This window comes from Nitratireductor basaltis (assembly GCF_000733725.1).
Classification (GTDB): Bacteria; Pseudomonadota; Alphaproteobacteria; order Rhizobiales; family Rhizobiaceae; genus Chelativorans; species Chelativorans basaltis.
The window spans coordinates 1,208,755-1,227,962 of sequence record NZ_JMQM01000001.1 but is presented as its reverse complement, the minus strand read 5'-3'; the positions used below and the strand labels follow the sequence as shown (position 1 = coordinate 1,227,962).

The following is a 19,208-nucleotide window of genomic DNA, read 5'->3' as shown; positions in this document are numbered from 1 at the left end:
GAAAACGCGTTAACTGCGTTTGACATTCGTTTTGGTTTCGATTTACTTTCGTTTGGAAAGTGAGATGCCGCACCGGGAGGTCCTGTTGAACGCCAGCCTGAACGACGCAGGAGAGATCCGTGATCTCTTCATCATAGGCGGCGGCATCAATGGCTGCGGGATCGCACGCGATGCTGTAGGGCGTGGCTACACGGTCGCCTTGGCAGAGATGAACGACCTTGCCAGCGGAACATCCTCAGCATCGACGAAACTGATTCATGGCGGATTGCGCTATCTGGAACATTACGAGTTCCGCCTGGTGCGCGAAGCGCTCATGGAGCGTGAGGTCCTGTGGAAGAGTGCGCCTCACATCATTCGTCCGATGCGCTTCGTATTGCCCATCCACAAGGGGCTGCGTCCCAGTTGGCTGATCCGGCTCGGACTTTTCCTCTACGACCATATCGGCGGTCGCAAGCTTCTTCCGCCAACGCGTACGCTCGACATGCGCAGCGATCCCATGGGCGAGCCGCTGAAGGCGAACTACCGCCGAGCCTTCGAATATTCCGACTGTTGGGTGGAAGATGCGCGCCTTGTGGTGCTGAATGCACGTGATGCTGCTGATCGCGGTGCGCAGATTTTCACCCGCACAAAGGTGACCCATGTTCGCAGTGAGGGTGGCATCTGGGTCGTCGAACTCGAAGACCTGATGACCGGCGAGAGGAGTGAGATGCGTTCGCGTATGCTCATCAACGCAGCCGGCCCCTGGGTCGATGACGTGATTGCAGGCGCGCTTGGCCGCAACGATGCACAGAATGTGCGTCTCGTTCGCGGCAGCCACATCGTTGTACCCAAGATCTATGACGACGAACGCGCCTACTTCTTCCAGAACGCGGATGGGCGCATCTTCTTCGCCATTCCCTATGAGAACGACTACACGCTGATCGGAACCACCGACAAGGATCACGACGGTCAGCCGGGAAAGGTCGAGATCGATCAGGAAGAGATCGAGTATCTGTGCAACGCAGCGAGCGAATATTTCAAACAGCCCGTCAGGCCCGAAGATATCGTCTGGACCTATTCGGGCGTACGCTCCCTCTTTGACGATGGCGCCAGCAAGGCACAGGAAGCCACCCGCGACTATGTCCTTAAGGTGGAAGAGGGTGCCGGTGCTCCGGTGCTGCACATCTTCGGCGGCAAGATCACGACATTCCGTAAGCTGGCCGAATCCGCTCTTGAGGAAATCGAGAGCAGGCTTGGCGCCAAGGGCAAGGCCTGGACCGAGACCGGAAATCTTCCCGGCGGTGACTTTGCGACCGACGCATATGATTCCGAGGTTTCATCGCTGAAAGGGGACTATCCCTTCCTGGAGGATGTGCTGGCACGACGCCTTGTACGTCTCTACGGGACGCAAGCCCGTGCTATACTCTCGGATGCCACTGAAATCGGGCATCTGGGAGAACATTTCGGTGCCGATCTGTATGAGGCTGAATTGCGTCATCTCGCCTGTCGGGAGTGGGCGATGACTGGCGAAGACGTACTGTGGCGGCGCACGAAGCGTGGTTTGAAACTATCGAAAGATCAGGCGACGCGTGTCGACGCCTTTATGCGGGAGGAAGCTGCCAGGGTGCGGAAACGACATCCTGTGGCTGATAGATTGGGAGGAGAGGCAGGTGCTGGAACTTCGTGACGTTTCGAAGACGGTATCTGGCGAGAAACATATTCGCGATGTTTCACTGAAGCTGGAGCAGGGGAGCCTGAATGTCCTTCTGGGACCGACGCTCTCCGGCAAGACGACGCTGATGCGCCTGATGGCCGGGCTGGACAAGCCTACCTCCGGCTCTGTCTGGATGGACGGCGAAGACGTGACGGGCGTGGCCGTGCAGCGCCGCTCCGTTGCCATGGTCTATCAGCAGTTCATCAATTACCCCGCGATGACGGTCTATGAGAACATCGCATCACCGTTGCGTGTTGCTGGTGCGCCATCCGAGACCATCAAGAAGCGTGTCGGCGAAGCTGCGGAGCTTCTGCGTCTGACGCCCTATCTCGATCGCACGCCGCTTGAGCTTTCCGGCGGACAGCAGCAGCGCACGGCTTTGGCCCGTGCGATCGTCAAGGATGCACGGCTTGTTCTCCTCGATGAACCATTGGCCAATCTCGACTACAAGCTGCGCGAGGAGCTTCGCGCGGAACTGCCGAAAATCTTTTCCGCAACCGGCGCGATATTCGTCTATGCGACGACCGAGCCAAGCGAGGCGCTTTTGCTGGGTGGCAACACCGCAACACTGAGCGAAGGCCGGGTTACCCAGTTCGGTCCGACCGTGGATGTCTTCCGCAAACCCACCGATCTCCTCACCGCGCGTACATTCTCCGATCCGCCGCTCAACACGGTGGAGGTTGTCAAGAAGGCCGGGCATTTCAAGCTTGCGGAAGGCGACGAGCTTGCCGTGCCTGACGCATATGCCGGTCTAAAGGACGGTCGCTACATCATCGGCTTTCAGCCGCATCATTTGCGATTGAAGCAGGCCGGTGCGCCAAATTCGTTGCGTGCTCGCGTAACGGTAACCGAGATAACCGGCTCGGAAAGCTTCATCCATGTCGACTATGCGGGAAACCGCTGGGTGATGCTCGAGGAGGGCGTGCACCGACTTGAGCTGGACGACACCGTGGGCATCGAGATCGAAACGCGCCACCTGCTCGTTTTCGATACAGACGGCCGCAGCGCCGGCTCGCTCCAGACGGCTGCTTGAGGAGGGGCTTAAATGGCACGTATCGATCTCGACAATATCCGCCACGCCTACCGGCCCGACCCCCAGAGCGATGACGATTATGCGCTGAAGCGGGTTCATCACACTTTTGTGGACGGTGGGGCATATGCGCTGCTGGGCCCATCGGGCTGTGGCAAGACGACCTTGCTCAACATAATTTCTGGCCTGCTGCGGCCGAGTGAAGGGCAAATCCTCTTCAACGGCAATGATGTAACGGATCTTCCGACAGAAGCCCGCAATATCGCACAGGTTTTCCAGTTCCCCGTCGTCTACGACACGATGACCGTCTATGAGAATCTGGCCTTCCCACTGCGCAATCGCGGCGTGTCCGAGGACATCGTCGACAAGCGTGTGCGTGAAATCATCACCATGATCGGCCTTGAAGAGCGCGCAAAGCGCAAGGCGCAAGGGCTGACCGCCGACGAGAAGCAGAAGATTTCGCTCGGCCGTGGCTTGGCTCGCGCCGATGTGAACGCAATTCTCTTTGACGAGCCGCTCACGGTCATCGATCCGCACATGAAGTGGGAGCTGCGTACGCAGTTGAAGGAACTGCACCGCCGTTTCGGCTACACGATGGTCTATGTGACCCACGATCAGACCGAGGCGCTGACCTTCGCCGACAATGTCGTGGTGATGTATGAGGGCGAGATCGTGCAGATCGGCACCCCTGAAGAGCTCTTCGAGCGCCCCACGCACACATTCGTCGGTTATTTCATCGGCTCGCCCGGCATGAACCTCTTGCCCGTAGAGGTGAGCGGAAGCTCGGCCCGCATGGGGCAAACCGTAATCGAACTGCCGTCTGCACCAAGCCAGCAGTCCGGAAAGCTGGAACTGGGAATTCGTCCCGAATTCGTCAGCGTCGGCCGCTCAGGCTATCCGGTCAAGGTCGACAAGGTGGAAGACATCGGTCGCAGAAAGATCGTGCGTGCCCGCCTGGAAGGGCAGGAGATAGCTGCAATCGTGGATGAGGATGCGGAAATTCCTGCGGAAGCTCATGTGAGCTTCGATCAGACGCATCTCAATCTCTACTCGAATTCATGGCGAGTGGAAATGCATGGGGAGGCAGGTCATGGAGCGTAGCTGGAACAACAAGGCATGGTTCCTAGTACTGCCGGTTCTTGTGCTGGTGGCCTTCTCGGCAATCATCCCGCTGATGACGGTTGTGAACTACTCGGTTCAGGACACCTTCGGCAACAATGTCTTCTTCTGGGCCGGCACCGAATGGTTCGAGGAGATCCTCGATAGTGACCGGTTCTGGGCTGCGATGGGTCGGAATCTGGCATTTTCGGCCATTATTCTGGCGATTGAGGTGCCACTTGGTATTTTCATCGCGCTCAACATGCCGCGCAAGGGTTGGGGCGTTCCGGTCTGCCTCGTGCTGATGGCCTTGCCGCTCCTGATCCCCTTCAACGTGGTCGGCACGATCTGGCAGGTTTTCGGCCGCATTGATATCGGCCTCCTGGGCCGCGGGCTCTATCTGCTGGGCTTTGACTACAACTATGTCAGCGATCCGGTTGACGCATGGCTGACGCTCATCGTCATGGACGTCTGGCACTGGACGAGCCTTGTCGTGTTGCTCTGCTATGCCGGTCTGGTCTCCATACCCGATGCCTATTACCAGGCGGCGAAGATCGACGGCGCATCGCGCTGGGCGGTGTTCCGCTATATCCAGCTTCCGAAGATGCATCGGGTCCTGCTGATCGCGGTCCTGCTGCGCTTCATGGATTCCTTCATGATCTACACCGAACCCTTCGTGGTGACGGGAGGTGGCCCGGGCAACTCGACCACATTCCTCTCGATCGATCTGGTGAAGCTCGCGATCGGCGAATTCAATCTCGGCGAAGCGGCCGCGATGTCGCTGATCTACTTCCTGATCATCCTCCTGATGTCATGGGTGTTCTACACCGTCATGACGAACTACGGCACGGAGAAGCGGTGATGGCCATGAAGAACGAAGCCATGGCGGCGCGTGTCGCATCGGGTGAGGGCAGTGCCGCCGCATCCCAGGATGACAGGCAGATGGCGCAGATCATGATGAAACGGGGACGCGAGTCCCGTTTCTGGTGGCTGGTGCCGACCATCTACATCCTGTTTCTGATGCTGCCGATCTACTGGCTCATGAATATGAGCTTCAAGACGAATACCGAGATCCTCTCGACATTCTCGCTCTGGCCGCAGAACCCGACCATTCGCAACTACATGGTGATCTTCACCGATCCGTCCTGGTATTCGGGATATATCAATTCGATCATCTATGTTGTGATGAACACGGTCATCTCGGTAACGGTGGCACTGCCGGCAGCCTATGCCTTCTCGCGCTACCGCTTTCTGGGCGACAAGCATCTGTTCTTCTGGCTTTTGACGAACCGCATGGCGCCACCCGCCGTCTTCGCGTTGCCATTCTTCCAGCTCTATTCGGCTTTCGGATTGATCGATACGCACATCGCGGTCGCCATCGCCCACTGCCTGTTCAATGTGCCGCTGGCGGTCTGGATCCTTGAAGGCTTCATGTCGGGCGTCCCGAAGGAAATCGACGAGACGGCCTATATCGACGGCTATTCCTTCCCACGTTTCTTCGTGAAGATCTTCATGCCCCTGATAGCGAGCGGCATCGGCGTGGCTGCCTTCTTCTGCTTCATGTTCTCGTGGGTCGAACTGCTCATAGCACGCACCTTGACGACAACGGATGCCAAGCCGATCGCAGCCACCATGACACGTACGGTCTCCGCATCGGGGATGGACTGGGGCGTGCTGGCGGCAGCAGGCGTTCTGACGATCATCCCGGGCGCGCTCGTGATCTGGTTCGTCCGCAACTACATCGCCAAGGGCTTTGCCCTGGGCCGGGTCTGAAGGAGGAGAAAATGAACCTATCATGGATGGCCTGGACCTGGCCGACGGCGCTTTTCTTCATCACTATCGCCGCGCTTCTGACTTCAATGGCGGTCTGGGAATATTTCTCGCCGGGTGGAAATCCGCGGGTTGGCATTCTCCGCTTTGAGACAACGCGCGGCGACCGCCTTTTCGTGTCGCTGCTCGGCAGCGCATTCATTCATCTCGCATGGTTGGGCTGGGTAGGACCCAATCTGTGGTGGGCTCTTGGTCTTTCGCTGGTCTACGCGCTCGGCGTGTTCCGGTTCGTCTAAAGGCCTTTAGGGAGAAGGGCGGCGGCAAGAGCTGCTTCCCGGTCGTGTTTTTGCAAGGGAGGTAACAATGCAACGGCACTTGTTGATGACAACTTCGGCTCTGCTCCTTTTGATGGGAACAGGCGGAGCATTTGCAGGCATGGAGGAGGCCAAGGAGTTCCTCGACGCCGAAATCGGTGACATGTCCGTGCTCTCAAGGGAGGAGCAGGAAGCGGAGATGCAGTGGTTTGTCGACGCTGCAGAACCGTTCCAGGGGATGGATATCAAGGTGGTTTCGGAGACGATCACCACCCATGAATATGAATCGAAGGTGCTCGCCCCCGCCTTTACTGCAATCACCGGTATCAAGGTCACCCACGACCTGATCGGCGAGGGCGACGTCGTTGAAAAACTGCAGACGCAGATGCAGTCGGGCGAGAACATCTATGACGCCTATATCAACGACTCCGATCTGATCGGCACCCACTGGCGCTACCAGCAGGCGCGCAGCCTTTCCGACTGGATGGAAGGCACCGGCAAGGACGTGACAAACCCGAACCTCGATATCGAGGATTTCATCGGCATTTCCTTCACGACCGCACCTGACGGTGAGATCTACCAGCTTCCCGACCAGCAGTTCGCGAACCTCTACTGGTTCCGCTACGACTGGTTCAACGACGAGAAGAACAAGGCGGACTTCCAGGAGAAATACGGCTACGAGCTCGGCGTTCCAGTGAACTGGTCCGCATATGAGGACATTGCCGAGTTCTTCACTGGCCGGGAAATCGACGGTCAGAAAGTCTACGGTCATATGGACTACGGCAAGAAGGACCCGTCACTCGGCTGGCGCTTCACCGATGCCTGGCTGTCCATGGCCGGCAATGGCGACAAGGGCATTCCGAACGGCAACCCCGTCGATGAATGGGGCATCAAGGTGGACGAGAATTCCCGCCCGGTCGGCTCCTGCGTAGCCCGCGGTGGCGACACCAACGGACCGGCAGCCGTCTATTCCATCGAGAAATATCTCGAGTGGATGGCGAATTACGCTCCGCCTGAAGCCCAGGGCATGACCTTCTCCGAATCCGGCCCGGTTCCGGCTCAGGGGCAGATCGCCCAGCAGATGTTCTGGTACACCGCCTTCACGGCCGACATGGTCAAGGAAGGTCTGCCGGTCATGAACGAGGACGGCACGCCGAAATGGCGCATGGCGCCCAGTCCGCATGGCGTCTACTGGAAGGACGGCATGAAGCTTGGCTATCAGGACGCCGGTTCCTGGACGCTCATGAAGTCGACTCCGGATGATCGTGCCAAGGCAGCCTGGCTCTATGCCCAGTTCGTCACCTCCAAGACGGTCGACGTGAAGAAGAGCCATGTCGGTCTCACCTTCATTCGCCAGTCGACGCTGGATCACGAGAGCTTCACGGAACGTGCTCCGAAGCTTGGCGGTCTGGTCGAGTTCTATCGCTCTCCGGCACGTCTCCAGTGGTCGCCGACCGGAACGAACGTTCCCGACTATCCGAAGCTGGCTCAGCTCTGGTGGCAGGCGATCGGTGATGCATCTTCGGGTGCCAAGACCGCTCAGGAAGCCATGGATTCGCTGTGCGAGGAACAGGAGAAGGTTCTGTCCCGCCTTGAGCGCGCAGGTATCCAGGGCGATATCGGTCCGAAGCTCGCTGAGGAGCACGATATCGAATACTGGAACAAGCAGGCACAGGAAGCGGGAAATCTGGCGCCACAGCTGAAGATCGAGAACGAGAAAGAAGAGCCCAAGACGGTCAATTACGACGAGCTCGTGAAGAGCTGGAGCGAGAACTAGTCTTACGGCAGAATATGTGAAAGCGAAGGAGGCGGGTCACCCGCCTCCTTCTGTCTGTTGAACAAGAAGGATGAACAATGGCTGGCTACATTCTGGCGATCGATCAGGGCACAACCTCAAGCCGCGCAATCCTCTTCGACAAGAAGATGAAGGTGTGCGGAGTCGGCCAGCAGGAGTTCAAACAGCATTTTCCCCAGTCCGGCTGGGTGGAACACGATCCCGAAGACATCTGGCGCACGGTGCTTGATACCGCGCGCGAGGCACTGAAAGCCGCGAAGGTGGACGCTTCCGATATTTCCGGAATCGGGATCACCAATCAACGCGAGACGATACTTGTCTGGGATCGGGAGACCGGCAAGCCTATTCACAATGCCATCGTCTGGCAGGACCGGCGCACCTCTGAACTCTGCGACAGGCTGAAAAATGACGGCCATGAGCAGCTCTTTACCGAGCGCACGGGGCTGGTCATCGATCCCTATTTTTCAGGGACGAAAATCGCCTGGCTTCTGGACAATGTCGAAGGTGCACGCAAGCGCGCTGAAAACGGAGCATTGCTGGCCGGCACGATTGACAGCTTTCTCATCTGGCGCCTGACGGGTGGGAAAAGGCATGTGACCGACGCGACAAATGCATCGCGCACGCTCATCTTCAATATCGAAAACAACACCTGGGACGACGATCTTCTCCAGATCCTGGATATCCCGAAGAAATTGCTGCCCGAGGTGTTGGACAGCGCAGACGAGTTCGGTGTCGCCGAGGCAGAACATCTGGGTGCCGAAATACCGGTCCTGGGCGTAGCCGGCGACCAGCATGCGGCCACCATCGGACAGGCCTGCTTCAAGCCGGGCATGATGAAATCGACCTATGGGACAGGTTGCTTCGCGGTCCTGAATACGGGCGAGGACCTCGTCCGTTCGAAAAACCGCCTCCTGACTACAATCGCGTATCGCCTCGACGGCAAGACGACTTACGCGCTGGAGGGTTCGATCTTCGTCGCCGGCGCTGCGGTGCAGTGGCTGCGCGATGGACTTGAAATTATCGAGCAGGCCTCCGATTCCGGCGATCTGGCCGAGAAGGCCGATCCGACCCAGCAGGTCTATCTGGTTCCCGCATTCGTTGGCCTTGGCGCGCCACATTGGGATGCAGACGCGCGCGGTGCCATATTTGGCCTGACACGCAATACGGGTCCCGCGGAACTGGCCCGGGCCACCCTGGAATCCATCGCCTATCAGACCCGTGATCTGCTCGATGCTATGCACAAGGATTGGTCTGGCAGTTCGGACGATACCATTCTGCGTGTTGATGGAGGCATGGTCGCGAGTGACTGGACGATGCAGTTCCTCGCCGACATCCTTGATGCACCTGTCGACCGTCCGACCATTCTGGAAACCACCGCACTCGGTGCGGCATGGTTGGCGGGATACAAGGCTGGCGTATGGCCGACAGCGGAAGAATTCGCGAATAGCTGGAAGCTTGACCAGCAGTTTGAGCCCCATATGGACGATGATCTGCGCAAGCAGAAACTGGCGGGATGGCACGACGCCGTTCGCCGTACGCTATCGACCAATTGACAGGCGGCTGATCAGGGATCGATCTGCTTCATCTGGATCGCGCGTGCGACGGCTTGGGAGAGGGTCCTGCACCCGAGTTTCTCGCGCGCGGCCCTCAGATACCCTCTGACCGTATAGCTGGACAAAGCGAGTTTCCGGGCGATGGCTTCTGCGTCCAGGCCGTTCGCGACCCAGGCCAGACATTCCCGCTCGCGCTTTGCCAGCACGCGCGGAGAAGCGTCACCGGCGTCGTCGCTCTGGCACAACAGGCGGTGGATGCGATGCGCCATTTCCCCAAGCTCGTCACGCAATTCGTCAACTGCCGCAATCCATTCCTTGCGCGGCAGGTTGGTGGTGACAGCAAGCATTCCGCGGCGGCCAAATTCCATGACCGGTATAACGAAACCATCCTGCCCGATGCCGTGAGCAACGGCATCTGCCATGAATTCCAGCTGCCTCGGCTCCAACTCCATTTCGTGCCAGTAGAACGGCGTGGGACTGGAGAAGCCGTATGCGACCACCGGGTCAAGCATCAGGAAATCACGGATCACGTAGCGGGTGATCCATTCGGGCGGAAAGGTAGTACGGGTGAGCGGAGCAGCCAGGGGCAGCGGATTGATCGGGTTTAGCTGGTAACTCGCATGCAGTATGGCCGGGGAAGCCGTTAGGCTTTCCAGAGCCGTCTGCGCATCCTGCCCACCGGCGCTGACAATTGGCATTTTCTTCTCTCAGTACAATCCGATGCAACGCCGAGTTTAAAGTCTTTTGCCAGAAGAGCATTGTTCCAGCCAACAAAAAACCCCGCCTCACGACGGGGTTTCTCGCAGTCTTGTAATAACAACTTACCTCAAACGCCCGCTGGCATGAGCAAGCATCGTGTAGACCTTGCCGGTGTCGGACGTCAGGTAGGTCTGGGTCATGATGTTGTCGCGGTCGGTGCGCGCAACATCGGCCAGGAGCTTCTCGAAATCCTTGCAATACTGTTCTACCGCTTTGCGGAAATCTCCATCATTGCGGTATTTGCGCTGGATCTCGTCGAAGGTCTGCTGGCCCTTCAGCGTATAGAGGCGCCGTGTGAAGACATTTCGCTCGCCCCGGCGGTAACGCTCCCAAAGTTCAATCGACGCCTCATGGTCGATCGCCCTTGCAATATCGACCGAGAGCGAGTTGAGGGATTCGACCACGTGCAGTGCGGTGCGGTCACCTTCACCCTGGCCTGGCTGTGCCTTGCGCTCCTGTGCTTCCTCTTCGCGGGAGGCGCTGCGCAGCAGATCACGGATCCAGCCGCCACCGCTGGGAGCGGTCTGTTGTGGCTGTGCCTGTGGTGCCGCCGGGCGCGGCTGCGCTTGTGGCTGAGCCGCCTGCTGCTGCGCGCGTGGCTTTTCGGCAACGGGTGAGGCGGCCGAAGCTTGCACGGCAGGGCGCGGCAGATTGGGCGTGGGGGTTGCGGGAATCTCGTAGCCATTGTCCTGCATCCGACCGGATTTGGACACGATGTCGGAGAGTTCCTTCAACGCGTTGATCTGCTCGGTTATCGCGTGGCGCATCGCCGAAGTCGACTGCTTTGCCTCCTGCGGGAGTTCGGTCATGCCGCGCTTGAGGTCATTGCGTGTGGCTTCGAGTTCGGTATGGATCTCTGCCGCTGTGTTGCGGATTTCGGCGGTAGCGCCCGCAAATCGGTTGGTCGCAGCCTCGACCGCTTCGGAGATCGCCTTGCGGATCTGCTCGACCGATCCCTTGGTGCGTCCCTCGGTGGTCTCAAGTGCCCGCTCAAGGAAGCCTTCAAAGGAGCGCATGCTCTTTTCGATGTTCTCGGACTTCTCGACAAGCCCCTTCGCCAGCGCTTCCAGTTCCTGACCACGGGCCTCCATGGTGGAGCTCAGGCCGCCCTGTGCCTTGTTGAGGAGTTCGGAAGCATTTTCCAGAAGGCGGCTGTGGTCCTCGAAGCGGCTCGCAATGGTGGAGATCTCCTTGAGCGTGTTCTCGGAGAAATTCGCCAGACGGCCGGAATTGGCATTGATGAGATTTGCCGAATTGGCAAATGTCTCGGCGGCCTTCTCCGCGTTCTGCGCAAATTGTTGCGTCGTGCCGACGAGGCGCTCGTCAACCTGCGTGAGGTTCTGCGCGGCAGTCTCTATCACCGTGCTGAGACGGTTGCCGGAGCTGTCGAGCTGGCCCAACAGTTCCTGAACATTGCTCGCAAGACGATTGCGCGTCTGCTCAAAGGCGTTGAGCGTATCGGCCGTGCGGCTGGCAAGCGCGTTGACGAGGGCGGTATTCTCCTCCTGAAGACGCGATGCGGTGCGCTCGGTGATGGCTTCGATATTCTGCTGCAACTCGCCACCGCTGGCTTCGAAACGTTCCACGAGGGGACGTGCCGTCTCGTCGAGAATGCGCGAGATCTCGGAAGTGCGCCCTGCAAGCATGGCGTTGAGTGCCGCGGTCCGGTCCTCCAGCGTCTTCACGGTTTCGCCGGTGCGGCGCGCGATATGCTCGTTCACAGTGGCAAAGGTCTGGCCGATCGTGTCGGCGGTGGAGACCAGATCCGCCTGTGTGCGTGAAAGCTGCTGGCTTACGTGCTGTGCAGCCTGTTCTGCGGTGTCTCTCAAGCGACCTTCCACATCGCCGATCCCCTCGACGAGAGCGAAACGGCTGCGCTCCGTGCTTTCGCTGAGGCGCTTCTCCACTTCCACCATGCCGCTGACAAAGGCGGAAGCGGTATTGCCGGCAGTGGACTTCAGGCGGCTTTCGATCTGTTCCAGCGACTGCCCGATGGCCTGCGCGCGCGCCTCCAGCTCGGCAGAGGTCTGGTGGGTGCGTGCCACGAGCTTCTGGTCGATCTCTTCGAAAGCGTGGGTGAAGTCGGCTGCACGACCTGCAAGGGCATTGGAAGCCTCGTGCACCTGTGCGGCAATGCGACGATTCCCGTCTTCGAAGGTGCGCGCGACATTGTCGACGCTGCCATTGAGGGTCTGTGAGGCCTCTTCTATGCGGGACGCAATACGCGTATCCACATCGTCGAAGCGGCGCGCAACCTCTTCTGCACGCCCTTCAAGGCTCTGGGAGGCCTCGCTGACGCGGGTGAAGATGTTGTTGCCGACCTCGTCGAAACGACGTGCTGCAAGATCGGCCTGACCCGTGAGGGTTTTTGAGGCTTCATCCACACGGGCGAAAATGTGATCGCCGACTTCGTCGAACCGCCGCGCGACGATATCTGCCTGGCCGGACAATGTCTGTGCTGCTTCGCCAACACGCGCGACGATGCGTCCCTCGACGTCTTCAAACTGGCGGGAGACGTTCTCTGCGCTGCTGTTGAGCGTTTGCGAGGCCTGATCGATGCGCGCGGCGATGCGGTTGTCCGTATCTTCGAAGGTGCGTGCAAGGACTTCGGCACGCTCGGACAGAATGCTCGAGGTCTGCTCAACGCGAGCGGCAACACGCTGGTCGATGTCCTCGAAGCTGCTGCTGAAGGCTTGAGCGCGAGCGCCGATGCGTTCGGCTGCTGCATCGAAGGTACGATCAATATCGCTTACGCTGCCCGACAATGTCTCTGCCGATGCGCGAACGCGTTCTGCGATCCGAGCGTCGATGCTGCCAAAGACTTCATCGGTCTGGCTGCCCAGTGCCGATGTGGCTTCGATGACCTTTTCGCGAAGCGAACCGGCAACGACCACCGCGCTGTTCTCCAGCGTCTTGCGAACATTCTCCACGCCGAGCGCAAGTGCCTGTTCCATCGTCTGCGTTCGTTCGGCAATGACATCGGTATGCCTGGAGAACATGTCGTTGACGCGATCGATATCCGTGCCGATCGCTGCCGTGAGCGCATCGCGGTGCTGTGCAATGCGTGCAATGTCTTCCTCAAGCGCGGCTGCAAAGCCGGAGCGGGATTCGCTGAAGCGCTCGATCTGGCCCTCAATGCCGGATTCGAATGCCTGACGTGCCTCGTTCAGCTTCTGAAGATCGGCTTCGAGCAGTCCCGTCAGACGCTGCTGGTTCTCACCGAGATTGGAAAGCTGACGTTCGACGGCCTCGTCCATCCGAGCCTGGACGGCATCGAATTTGCCGAGTTCCTCGTCCAGACGCGCGCTGACAAGGCCGTGGCCATCTTCCAGACGCCTGGAGAACTCTTCTGCCTTGCCTTCCAGCATGAGGGAGGTCGAGGCGACGAGATCGGCAAGATCCGTATCGATGGCGCTTTTGCCGCTCTCGATGGCCGAGGCCACTTCGTTCCGGCCCTTGGCAAGCGTATCGGCAATCTCGCGTGTGCGTTCGACAAGCGACTCGTTGATCGTCCGTGCCCGTGCCTCAAGAGCAGCGTTCAGCTTCTCCATGCCCGTATCGAGCGCTTCTGCGCGCGTGGAGAATTCGGCGATGAGCGATTGGCCGCGCTCGGCCAGCGTGCTTTCAATCTGAAGCAGACGGTTGTCGAATTCCTCGTTGATGCGACCCGACGTCTCGCCAACCGAGCTCAAAAGTCCGCTGACGCGGCTGTCGAACATCTCGCCCAGTGTACGTGTGGCCTCGTCCGTCTGCTGGGTGAGGGTTGCGATCCTGCCGTCCAGCAGACCCGACAATGTTTCACCCGACGAATTGAGCTTGGCGGAGATTTCCTCGCTGCGCTGTTCAAGCGCCTGGTTGAGCGCCGATGTGCTCTCGGTCACGCGGGCAAGGAGCGTCTCGCCGGATTCGGAGAAGCTGGCGATGCGCGTATCGAGCAGATTGGCGATCGCATCGCCGGAAAGCGAGATTTTTTCCGAAAGCGTGCTGACCCGCTCGTCTACCGCGCTGTGGATGGTGTCACCCGTTGCAGTCAGGCGTTCGACAAGACTGTTGCCGGATTCACTCAGGGACTCGGTGAGACGGCGGGAAGCGCCGTCCACGCTGAGACGAATCTGCTCACCGGCAGAATCCAGTTCTTCCTTGAGGATCTCATGGGCGCCCGTAATGGACGCGCGAACACGTTCAGCGTGGCTAACGATGCCTTCGCGCTCGCTGCCGAGGCTGTCGACCAGAAGGCGGATACGGCTTTCATTTTCGGAGTAGGCGCGTTCAAGCTCATTGACTTCGGTGTGCACAAGCGTCTCGAGCTCGACTGCACGGGCAAGTGTTCGCTCGATGCCTTCGCCCATTGCCTGGACTTCCCGGCGGACGGCCTGACCGACCATCATTACACGGTCTTGCGCGAGATTCTCGGGCTCGGCGAGGCGGAACGCCATTTCGGCCATCTGGTTGGCCGCGATGCGCATTTCCTGCGCGCGCCGCATCATGATTGCAAAGGCCCAGAAGAGGAGGATCGGCAACACCGTGCCAACGGCCATGCCAAGTGCATAGGGTGCCTGCACCAGTGCATCCAGGCTGCCGATCTGCCAGATTTCGGGAGCGTAGAGTAGATGCGCGAGAAGCACGCCGCCCGTCAGCCACACGACAGAAAGAAGTGCCGTCAACCAGTAGATGGAAGACGAGCCCTTCAGATCCGGTCGCGACAGATAGGGTGAGCCGGACGCGCGCTGCAGGTCATCATTGGCGGCGGCAAAGGATGTGGCGGGAGCGGGCGTGACGGGTTCCGCATTGGTCTTGGAGTAGGTGCTGGATGAAGGCGGAGCGATATCCTCGCTCTCGAACTCGTCTTCGAAATCCGGCGCAGCGCCTTGTGAAAGTTCGGCTTTTTTCTCCGGCGCCTTCAATTCGGCCTTGGCGGGAGAGGGCGCAACGGCGGCCTTGCTGGCTGGAGCTGTGCCATTTTCACGGGCAAGCTCTTCGGCAGCTTGTGATATCTGCGCTTCGAGGTCTTCCATCGAGGCAGCTATATCGAGATCTCCCTCATCGGAGAGCGCGAACTCCATGTCGTCAAGTTCAAGCGCTTCTTCAAGTTCACGTGCGAAGTCGTCCTTCGCAGCCGCTGTTGTCGATTTACGAACCATACCGCCGTCACCCTGTTACTCGAATGGGTTCCCGTTGCCGGGCCTCGTAACCCATTATAAATACCCACAACTCTCCAGCCCGCACCGTACGCGGGCAATCCTATATTGGGAATACGAATTTGTGCGAATGCCCAGAAGTTTAAACATAAGGTTAACGGAAAGAAGGGCAAAAATAGGATTTTGAACGTAATGATTTACGCCTTGTGCACAGATTGGAGATTGGCATTCCTGCCTCATTCTGGCACCAAACCAATCCCGTTTTTGCACAGGAGATGACGGTTGAGCGAGCAGCCTATGTTCGATCTGGAGCAGATGGATCGTCAAACCCTGAATGACCCTGCGCTTCGCGACGAGGTTTTGAGGCTGTTTGTCGACCAGCTCGGCCAAGCCCTTGAAATATTGCGCGACCCGATGAAAGGGAAAGACGAGCTTCAGTCTCTGGCGCATCAGATCCTTGGCACCGCGCGCGCCTTGGGCGCGCGCCCGCTCGCTGAAGTGGCGCACGGGATCGAGCAGGAAATGCCCAATGCAGATCCCGCGAAATTCCAACAACTGTTATCAATCACCAGAGCGGAGGCGATGGCCTTGCTTGAGAGACCGCGATCCGGTTGACACAAGGGCAGGTTGGCCTATCTCCGGCGCAGCTCGTTTTCCCGCAGGACCATTAAATGCCCCAGATCAATTTCATCGCACCCGATGGCACACGATTCGAAATAGAGGCGCCGTCCGGGCAGTCCGTGATGGAAAGCGCGGTTCAGAATGGCGTTCCCGGTATCGAGGCCGAATGTGGAGGTGCCTGTGCCTGTGCCACGTGCCACGTCTATGTGGACGAGGCGTGGGAAGCGAAGACCGGTGAGCCGGAAGTCATGGAAGAAGACATGCTGGATTTCGCCTATGATGTGCGGCCCAATTCGCGCCTCTCATGCCAGATCAGGATCAGCGATGAGCTGGACGGTCTCGTAGTGCGGGTGCCGGAGCGTCAGGCTTGAGCAGGAGGAAGCAGCAGGATCACTGCTTCAAGGCTTCACGCTCCATCTGCTCCAGCCGGTAATCGAGAAGGCGCAGCAAGCGGCTTTCAAAGTTCTTCGCTTCAATTCGGTCGAACTTGATCTGCGCCGCATCATGCTTGGCCAGTATCCGCTGTGTTGCCGTTTCGGCCAATTTCTGTACAGCGCCACACTCACGCTTTCTCGGCAGTCGGAGAAGTGTGTTTTCAAGTTCCCGGGCATGATTTTTTGCAATGATTATATGGCTTTCTTCATGCCTCTTGATGTCGCGCTCCAAAATGTTCCAGACAAGCCGGACATCCTGCTTCGCGGATTTGGTCGCCCGCCACCGCGGCAGCGTCACCGCAGCATTGAGTGCGACAGCAGCATTCTGGACGCGGCACCAGCCATCGGACTCGCCGTAGTCGATCTTGGTGGTGAACTCCATGTTGGTCGCACCGGGATGGCGTTGACCGGTCGCACCCAGCCGCGGCCCTCGAGCCTTGAGTTGCTCCTCGATCTGGGAAAGCGTGGAGCCACCAATGGTGAAATAGCTGTAGGTCTTCGACAGACTTGTCGCGCCAGCAACGACAGTGCTGAAGGCGAGAACGCCGACTATGATCAGTGACTTTTTCATGCACCCACCTTTCAACGCAGATTGAGGCAGGGCGGCGGCAATTGGCAATCAAAATCATCTTCTGCACAGGCCGCAATTGATTTTGTCGTCCACGGGCCCAATAAACGCCCGCAAGGCAGATTGCCGGAGGCGATATGAACACCGGAAAATGGGCGCTCGCGCATGGGCGTCACCTGGAACTTGGGCCCAAGGCTGTGGTCATGGGCATACTGAACGTAACCCCGGACAGCTTCTCGGATGGCGGACGCCACGAGCATGTCGATTTGGCCGTCAAGGCCGCGTTGCGCATGCGTGAGGCGGGTGCGAACATCATCGATGTGGGTGGTGAGTCCACCCGGCCGGGCGCTGCTCCCGTTTCGGCCGAAATCGAGCAGTCTCGCATTCTGCCCGTCATAGGAGCCTTGCGCGGGTTTGAAGACATCGTGATCTCCGTCGACACCTACCGGGCACAGACGGCGCTGCTGGCAGTGGAGCAGGGCGCTCACATCGTCAATGACGTCTGGGGCCTTCAAAAGGAGCCGGAGATTGCGCGTGTGGCAGCGCAGACCGGAGCTGGCCTGGTGATCATGCACAACGGTCGCGACCGCAGCCGGCACGAGGATGTGATAGAAGACCAGTTCCGCTTCCTTGACCGATCGCTTTCAATCGCAGGTCAGGCCGGTGTGAGCGATGATCAGATCGTTTTGGACCCGGGCTTCGGATTCGCCAAGGACGAAAGGGAGAATCTTCAACTCATGGCGCGGTTCGGCGAGTTGAAGCGCTATGATCATCCTTTCGCCGTGGGGCTGTCGCGCAAACGATTTATCGGATCGGTGACTGGACGTGACACCGCTGAGCGCGATATCGCCACGGCGGCAACCAGTGCATTGTTGCGGATGCAAGGTGCCGCCATATTTCGTGTCCACGATGTGGCGGCGAATATCGATGCCTTAAAAATGGCTGACGCAATGCTGGCGGCCGGCAAGAAGGAAAACGCATGTACAAGATCAGACTGAAGAACTGCGCCTTCTTCGCACGGCACGGCCTTCATGATGAAGAAGAGCGGCTTGGCCAGCGTTTCTATGTCGATGCCGAATTGACCGTGCGTCCCGCCGTTTCCCTTGAGGAAGACGCGATCAGCGGAACGGTGGACTATGGGGTGGCCTTTTCCGAGATCGAGCGAATAATCACCGGCAAGCGCCGCTTCCTGATCGAGGCGCTGGCCCTGGAAGTGGCGCGCGCGCTTTGCAAGCGCTTCCCCGAAATCGAGAAGGCAGAGATCACCGTGCGAAAACCCAATGCACCGGTGCCAGGCGTGCTTGATCATGTCGAGGTGACCGTTGCCTGGCCTCAGTGATGTCGAGACGGCGGTTGCATATCTCGGGCTAGGCGGCAATCTCGCAGATCCAGTCGCCAATATGGCCGCAGCGCTGCGCGCACTGGATGCGGATGCGAAGATTGCTGTCACCGCAGTGTCCTGCCTCTATCGCACACCGCCCTGGGGCGTGACAGACCAGCCGGACTTCGTGAACGCGGCTGCGATGGTGGAGACTTCCTTGTCGCCACGAAAGCTGCTGGCACGCTGTCTGGAGGTGGAGCGTCTTCTCAAGCGCGAACGCCGGGAAAGGTGGGGTCCGCGTCTGATCGATATCGACGTGCTGAATTACGAGGATGTGGAACTGATGGAGGATGGTCTGGTCCTGCCGCATCCGCGCATGCATGAACGCGCATTCGTCCTCGTGCCGCTTGCAGACATCGCGCCAAAACTGCAGATCGCAGGACGTACGGTGCGGGCATGGATGGAGAAGACCAATACCAGCGATATCAAGCGCTTGGGCGAGGATCGTGATTGGTGGCGTTAGGCGGTGTTTCGCAGCTTATTGCTTCGCGATCGCGCCAACACTCTTGGTATCGACGCGCTTGAGCTGCATGCCGATCACCGGCACAAGTTCCTTGTTCACATGAACGGAAATCGTAACAGTCATTGTGTCTTTGCCCGAAAGCTTCGCACGCATCGCGCCCGTCAGCTCGTTGCGGTGTATGGCGAAGACGACATTCTTGCCTTTCACTGTTCCGCCAACGACATCAAGGCCCTTGCCCTTGGCGCCGTCGAGAAACTGCCCGCGATAACCGGAAGCGGCCTTTTCGATCTTCGCCGACATATCCTGATTGAAGATGCCGACGCGGCAGCCTCCATCGAGTGCCATGCCCACCTTGTCCTGCGGTGAAGACCCGGCGAAATTGCACACGAATTTCGTGCCCTTGTACTTCCCGGCAACAATTTCACCGGGACCTGACCACTGACCACTCAGCGAGTCGAAGAAGCGCTTGTCGGATTCACTCGCGAGTGCCGGGGAAAGAGCCACGGATGCAAGCCCGGTCGCTGCGATGATCGAGGCGAGGGGGCGTTTGAACAGCTTCATGATATCCGACCGGCACTGGAATTGAGGTTG

General features: G+C 59.0%; 17 protein-coding genes. 13 read left to right on the top strand and 4 right to left on the bottom strand.

Features of this window, described 5'->3' with window-relative positions:
* The first annotated feature begins 85 nt into the window (after window positions 1-85).
* The 8 genes from glpD (at window position 86) to glpK (ending at window position 9,253) form a co-directional block, all read left to right on the top strand.
* A complete protein-coding gene (glpD, locus tag EL18_RS05850; protein WP_244444521.1) occupies window positions 86-1,666 on the top strand; it encodes a glycerol-3-phosphate dehydrogenase in 1,581 nt (526 codons plus the stop codon).
* Window positions 1,650-2,726: an ABC transporter ATP-binding protein gene (locus EL18_RS05845; protein WP_036480753.1), complete on the top strand. Its 1,077-nt coding sequence runs from the start codon at window positions 1,650-1,652 to the stop codon at window positions 2,724-2,726. Before glpD ends, EL18_RS05845 begins: the two co-directional genes overlap by 17 nt.
* 12 nt (window positions 2,727-2,738) lie before the next feature.
* On the top strand, window positions 2,739-3,824 hold the full coding sequence (locus EL18_RS05840) for an ABC transporter ATP-binding protein (RefSeq protein ID WP_036480751.1): 1,086 nt from the start codon (window positions 2,739-2,741) through the stop codon (window positions 3,822-3,824).
* A complete protein-coding gene (locus EL18_RS05835) occupies window positions 3,814-4,683 on the top strand; it encodes a carbohydrate ABC transporter permease (RefSeq protein WP_036480749.1) in 870 nt (289 codons plus the stop codon). The genes EL18_RS05840 and EL18_RS05835 overlap by 11 nt, the downstream gene beginning before the upstream one ends.
* A 92-nt stretch (window positions 4,684-4,775) precedes the next feature.
* A complete protein-coding gene (locus EL18_RS05830; protein WP_036484105.1) occupies window positions 4,776-5,594 on the top strand; it encodes a carbohydrate ABC transporter permease in 819 nt (272 codons plus the stop codon).
* Between the two features lie 11 nt (window positions 5,595-5,605).
* Entirely contained in the window at window positions 5,606-5,887 is a 282-nt protein-coding gene (locus tag EL18_RS05825) for a DUF2160 domain-containing protein (RefSeq protein WP_036480747.1), read from the top strand.
* Between the two features lie 67 nt (window positions 5,888-5,954).
* Window positions 5,955-7,682, top strand: a complete 1,728-nt coding sequence (locus EL18_RS05820) for an ABC transporter substrate-binding protein (protein WP_036480745.1) — start codon at window positions 5,955-5,957, stop codon at window positions 7,680-7,682.
* 77 nt (window positions 7,683-7,759) lie between these two features.
* Window positions 7,760-9,253 (top strand): glycerol kinase GlpK, encoded by a 1,494-nt coding sequence (gene glpK, locus EL18_RS05815; RefSeq protein WP_036480743.1) that lies wholly within the window; start codon window positions 7,760-7,762, stop codon window positions 9,251-9,253.
* An 11-nt stretch (window positions 9,254-9,264) separates the two neighbouring features.
* On the opposite strand, the gene EL18_RS05810 is transcribed toward glpK, so the two are convergent.
* Window positions 9,265-9,951: a helix-turn-helix transcriptional regulator gene (locus EL18_RS05810; RefSeq protein ID WP_051913819.1), complete on the bottom strand. Its 687-nt coding sequence runs from the start codon at window positions 9,949-9,951 to the stop codon at window positions 9,265-9,267.
* Between the two features lie 123 nt (window positions 9,952-10,074).
* On the bottom strand, window positions 10,075-15,153 hold the full coding sequence (locus EL18_RS05805) for an apolipoprotein A-IV repeat region-like domain-containing protein (RefSeq protein ID WP_036480741.1): 5,079 nt from the start codon (window positions 15,151-15,153) through the stop codon (window positions 10,075-10,077).
* Window positions 15,154-15,447: 294 nt separating this feature from the next.
* Here EL18_RS05805 and EL18_RS05800 point away from each other — a divergent pair, with 294 nt between their 5' ends.
* Window positions 15,448-15,765: an Hpt domain-containing protein gene (locus EL18_RS05800; protein ID WP_036480739.1), complete on the top strand. Its 318-nt coding sequence runs from the start codon at window positions 15,448-15,450 to the stop codon at window positions 15,763-15,765.
* 56 nt (window positions 15,766-15,821) lie between these two features.
* A complete protein-coding gene (locus EL18_RS05795) occupies window positions 15,822-16,142 on the top strand; it encodes a 2Fe-2S iron-sulfur cluster-binding protein (RefSeq protein ID WP_036480737.1) in 321 nt (106 codons plus the stop codon).
* 19 nt (window positions 16,143-16,161) lie between these two features.
* Here EL18_RS05795 and EL18_RS05790 read toward each other — a convergent pair whose 3' ends face one another.
* Window positions 16,162-16,776, bottom strand: a complete 615-nt coding sequence (locus EL18_RS05790; protein WP_036480735.1) for a DUF922 domain-containing Zn-dependent protease — start codon at window positions 16,774-16,776, stop codon at window positions 16,162-16,164.
* Window positions 16,777-16,910: 134 nt separating this feature from the next.
* On the opposite strand from EL18_RS05790, the gene folP reads away from it, so the two are divergent.
* Genes folP through folK form a run of 3 tightly spaced genes read left to right on the top strand, consistent with a single transcriptional unit; the run spans window position 16,911 to window position 18,617 of the window.
* The gene (gene folP / locus EL18_RS05785) at window positions 16,911-17,771 is read left to right on the top strand and encodes a dihydropteroate synthase (RefSeq protein ID WP_036480733.1); all 861 of its coding nucleotides are present in this window, start codon (window positions 16,911-16,913) and stop codon (window positions 17,769-17,771) included.
* On the top strand, window positions 17,753-18,112 hold the full coding sequence (folB, locus tag EL18_RS05780; RefSeq protein WP_036480731.1) for a dihydroneopterin aldolase: 360 nt from the start codon (window positions 17,753-17,755) through the stop codon (window positions 18,110-18,112). Before folP ends, folB begins: the two co-directional genes overlap by 19 nt.
* Entirely contained in the window at window positions 18,096-18,617 is a 522-nt protein-coding gene (gene folK, locus EL18_RS05775; RefSeq protein ID WP_036480729.1) for a 2-amino-4-hydroxy-6-hydroxymethyldihydropteridine diphosphokinase, read from the top strand. Before folB ends, folK begins: the two co-directional genes overlap by 17 nt.
* A gap of 15 nt (window positions 18,618-18,632) precedes the next feature.
* On the opposite strand, the gene EL18_RS05770 is transcribed toward folK, so the two are convergent.
* Window positions 18,633-19,178 (bottom strand): hypothetical protein, encoded by a 546-nt coding sequence (locus tag EL18_RS05770; RefSeq protein WP_036480727.1) that lies wholly within the window; start codon window positions 19,176-19,178, stop codon window positions 18,633-18,635.
* Window positions 19,179-19,208: the final 30 nt, after the last annotated feature.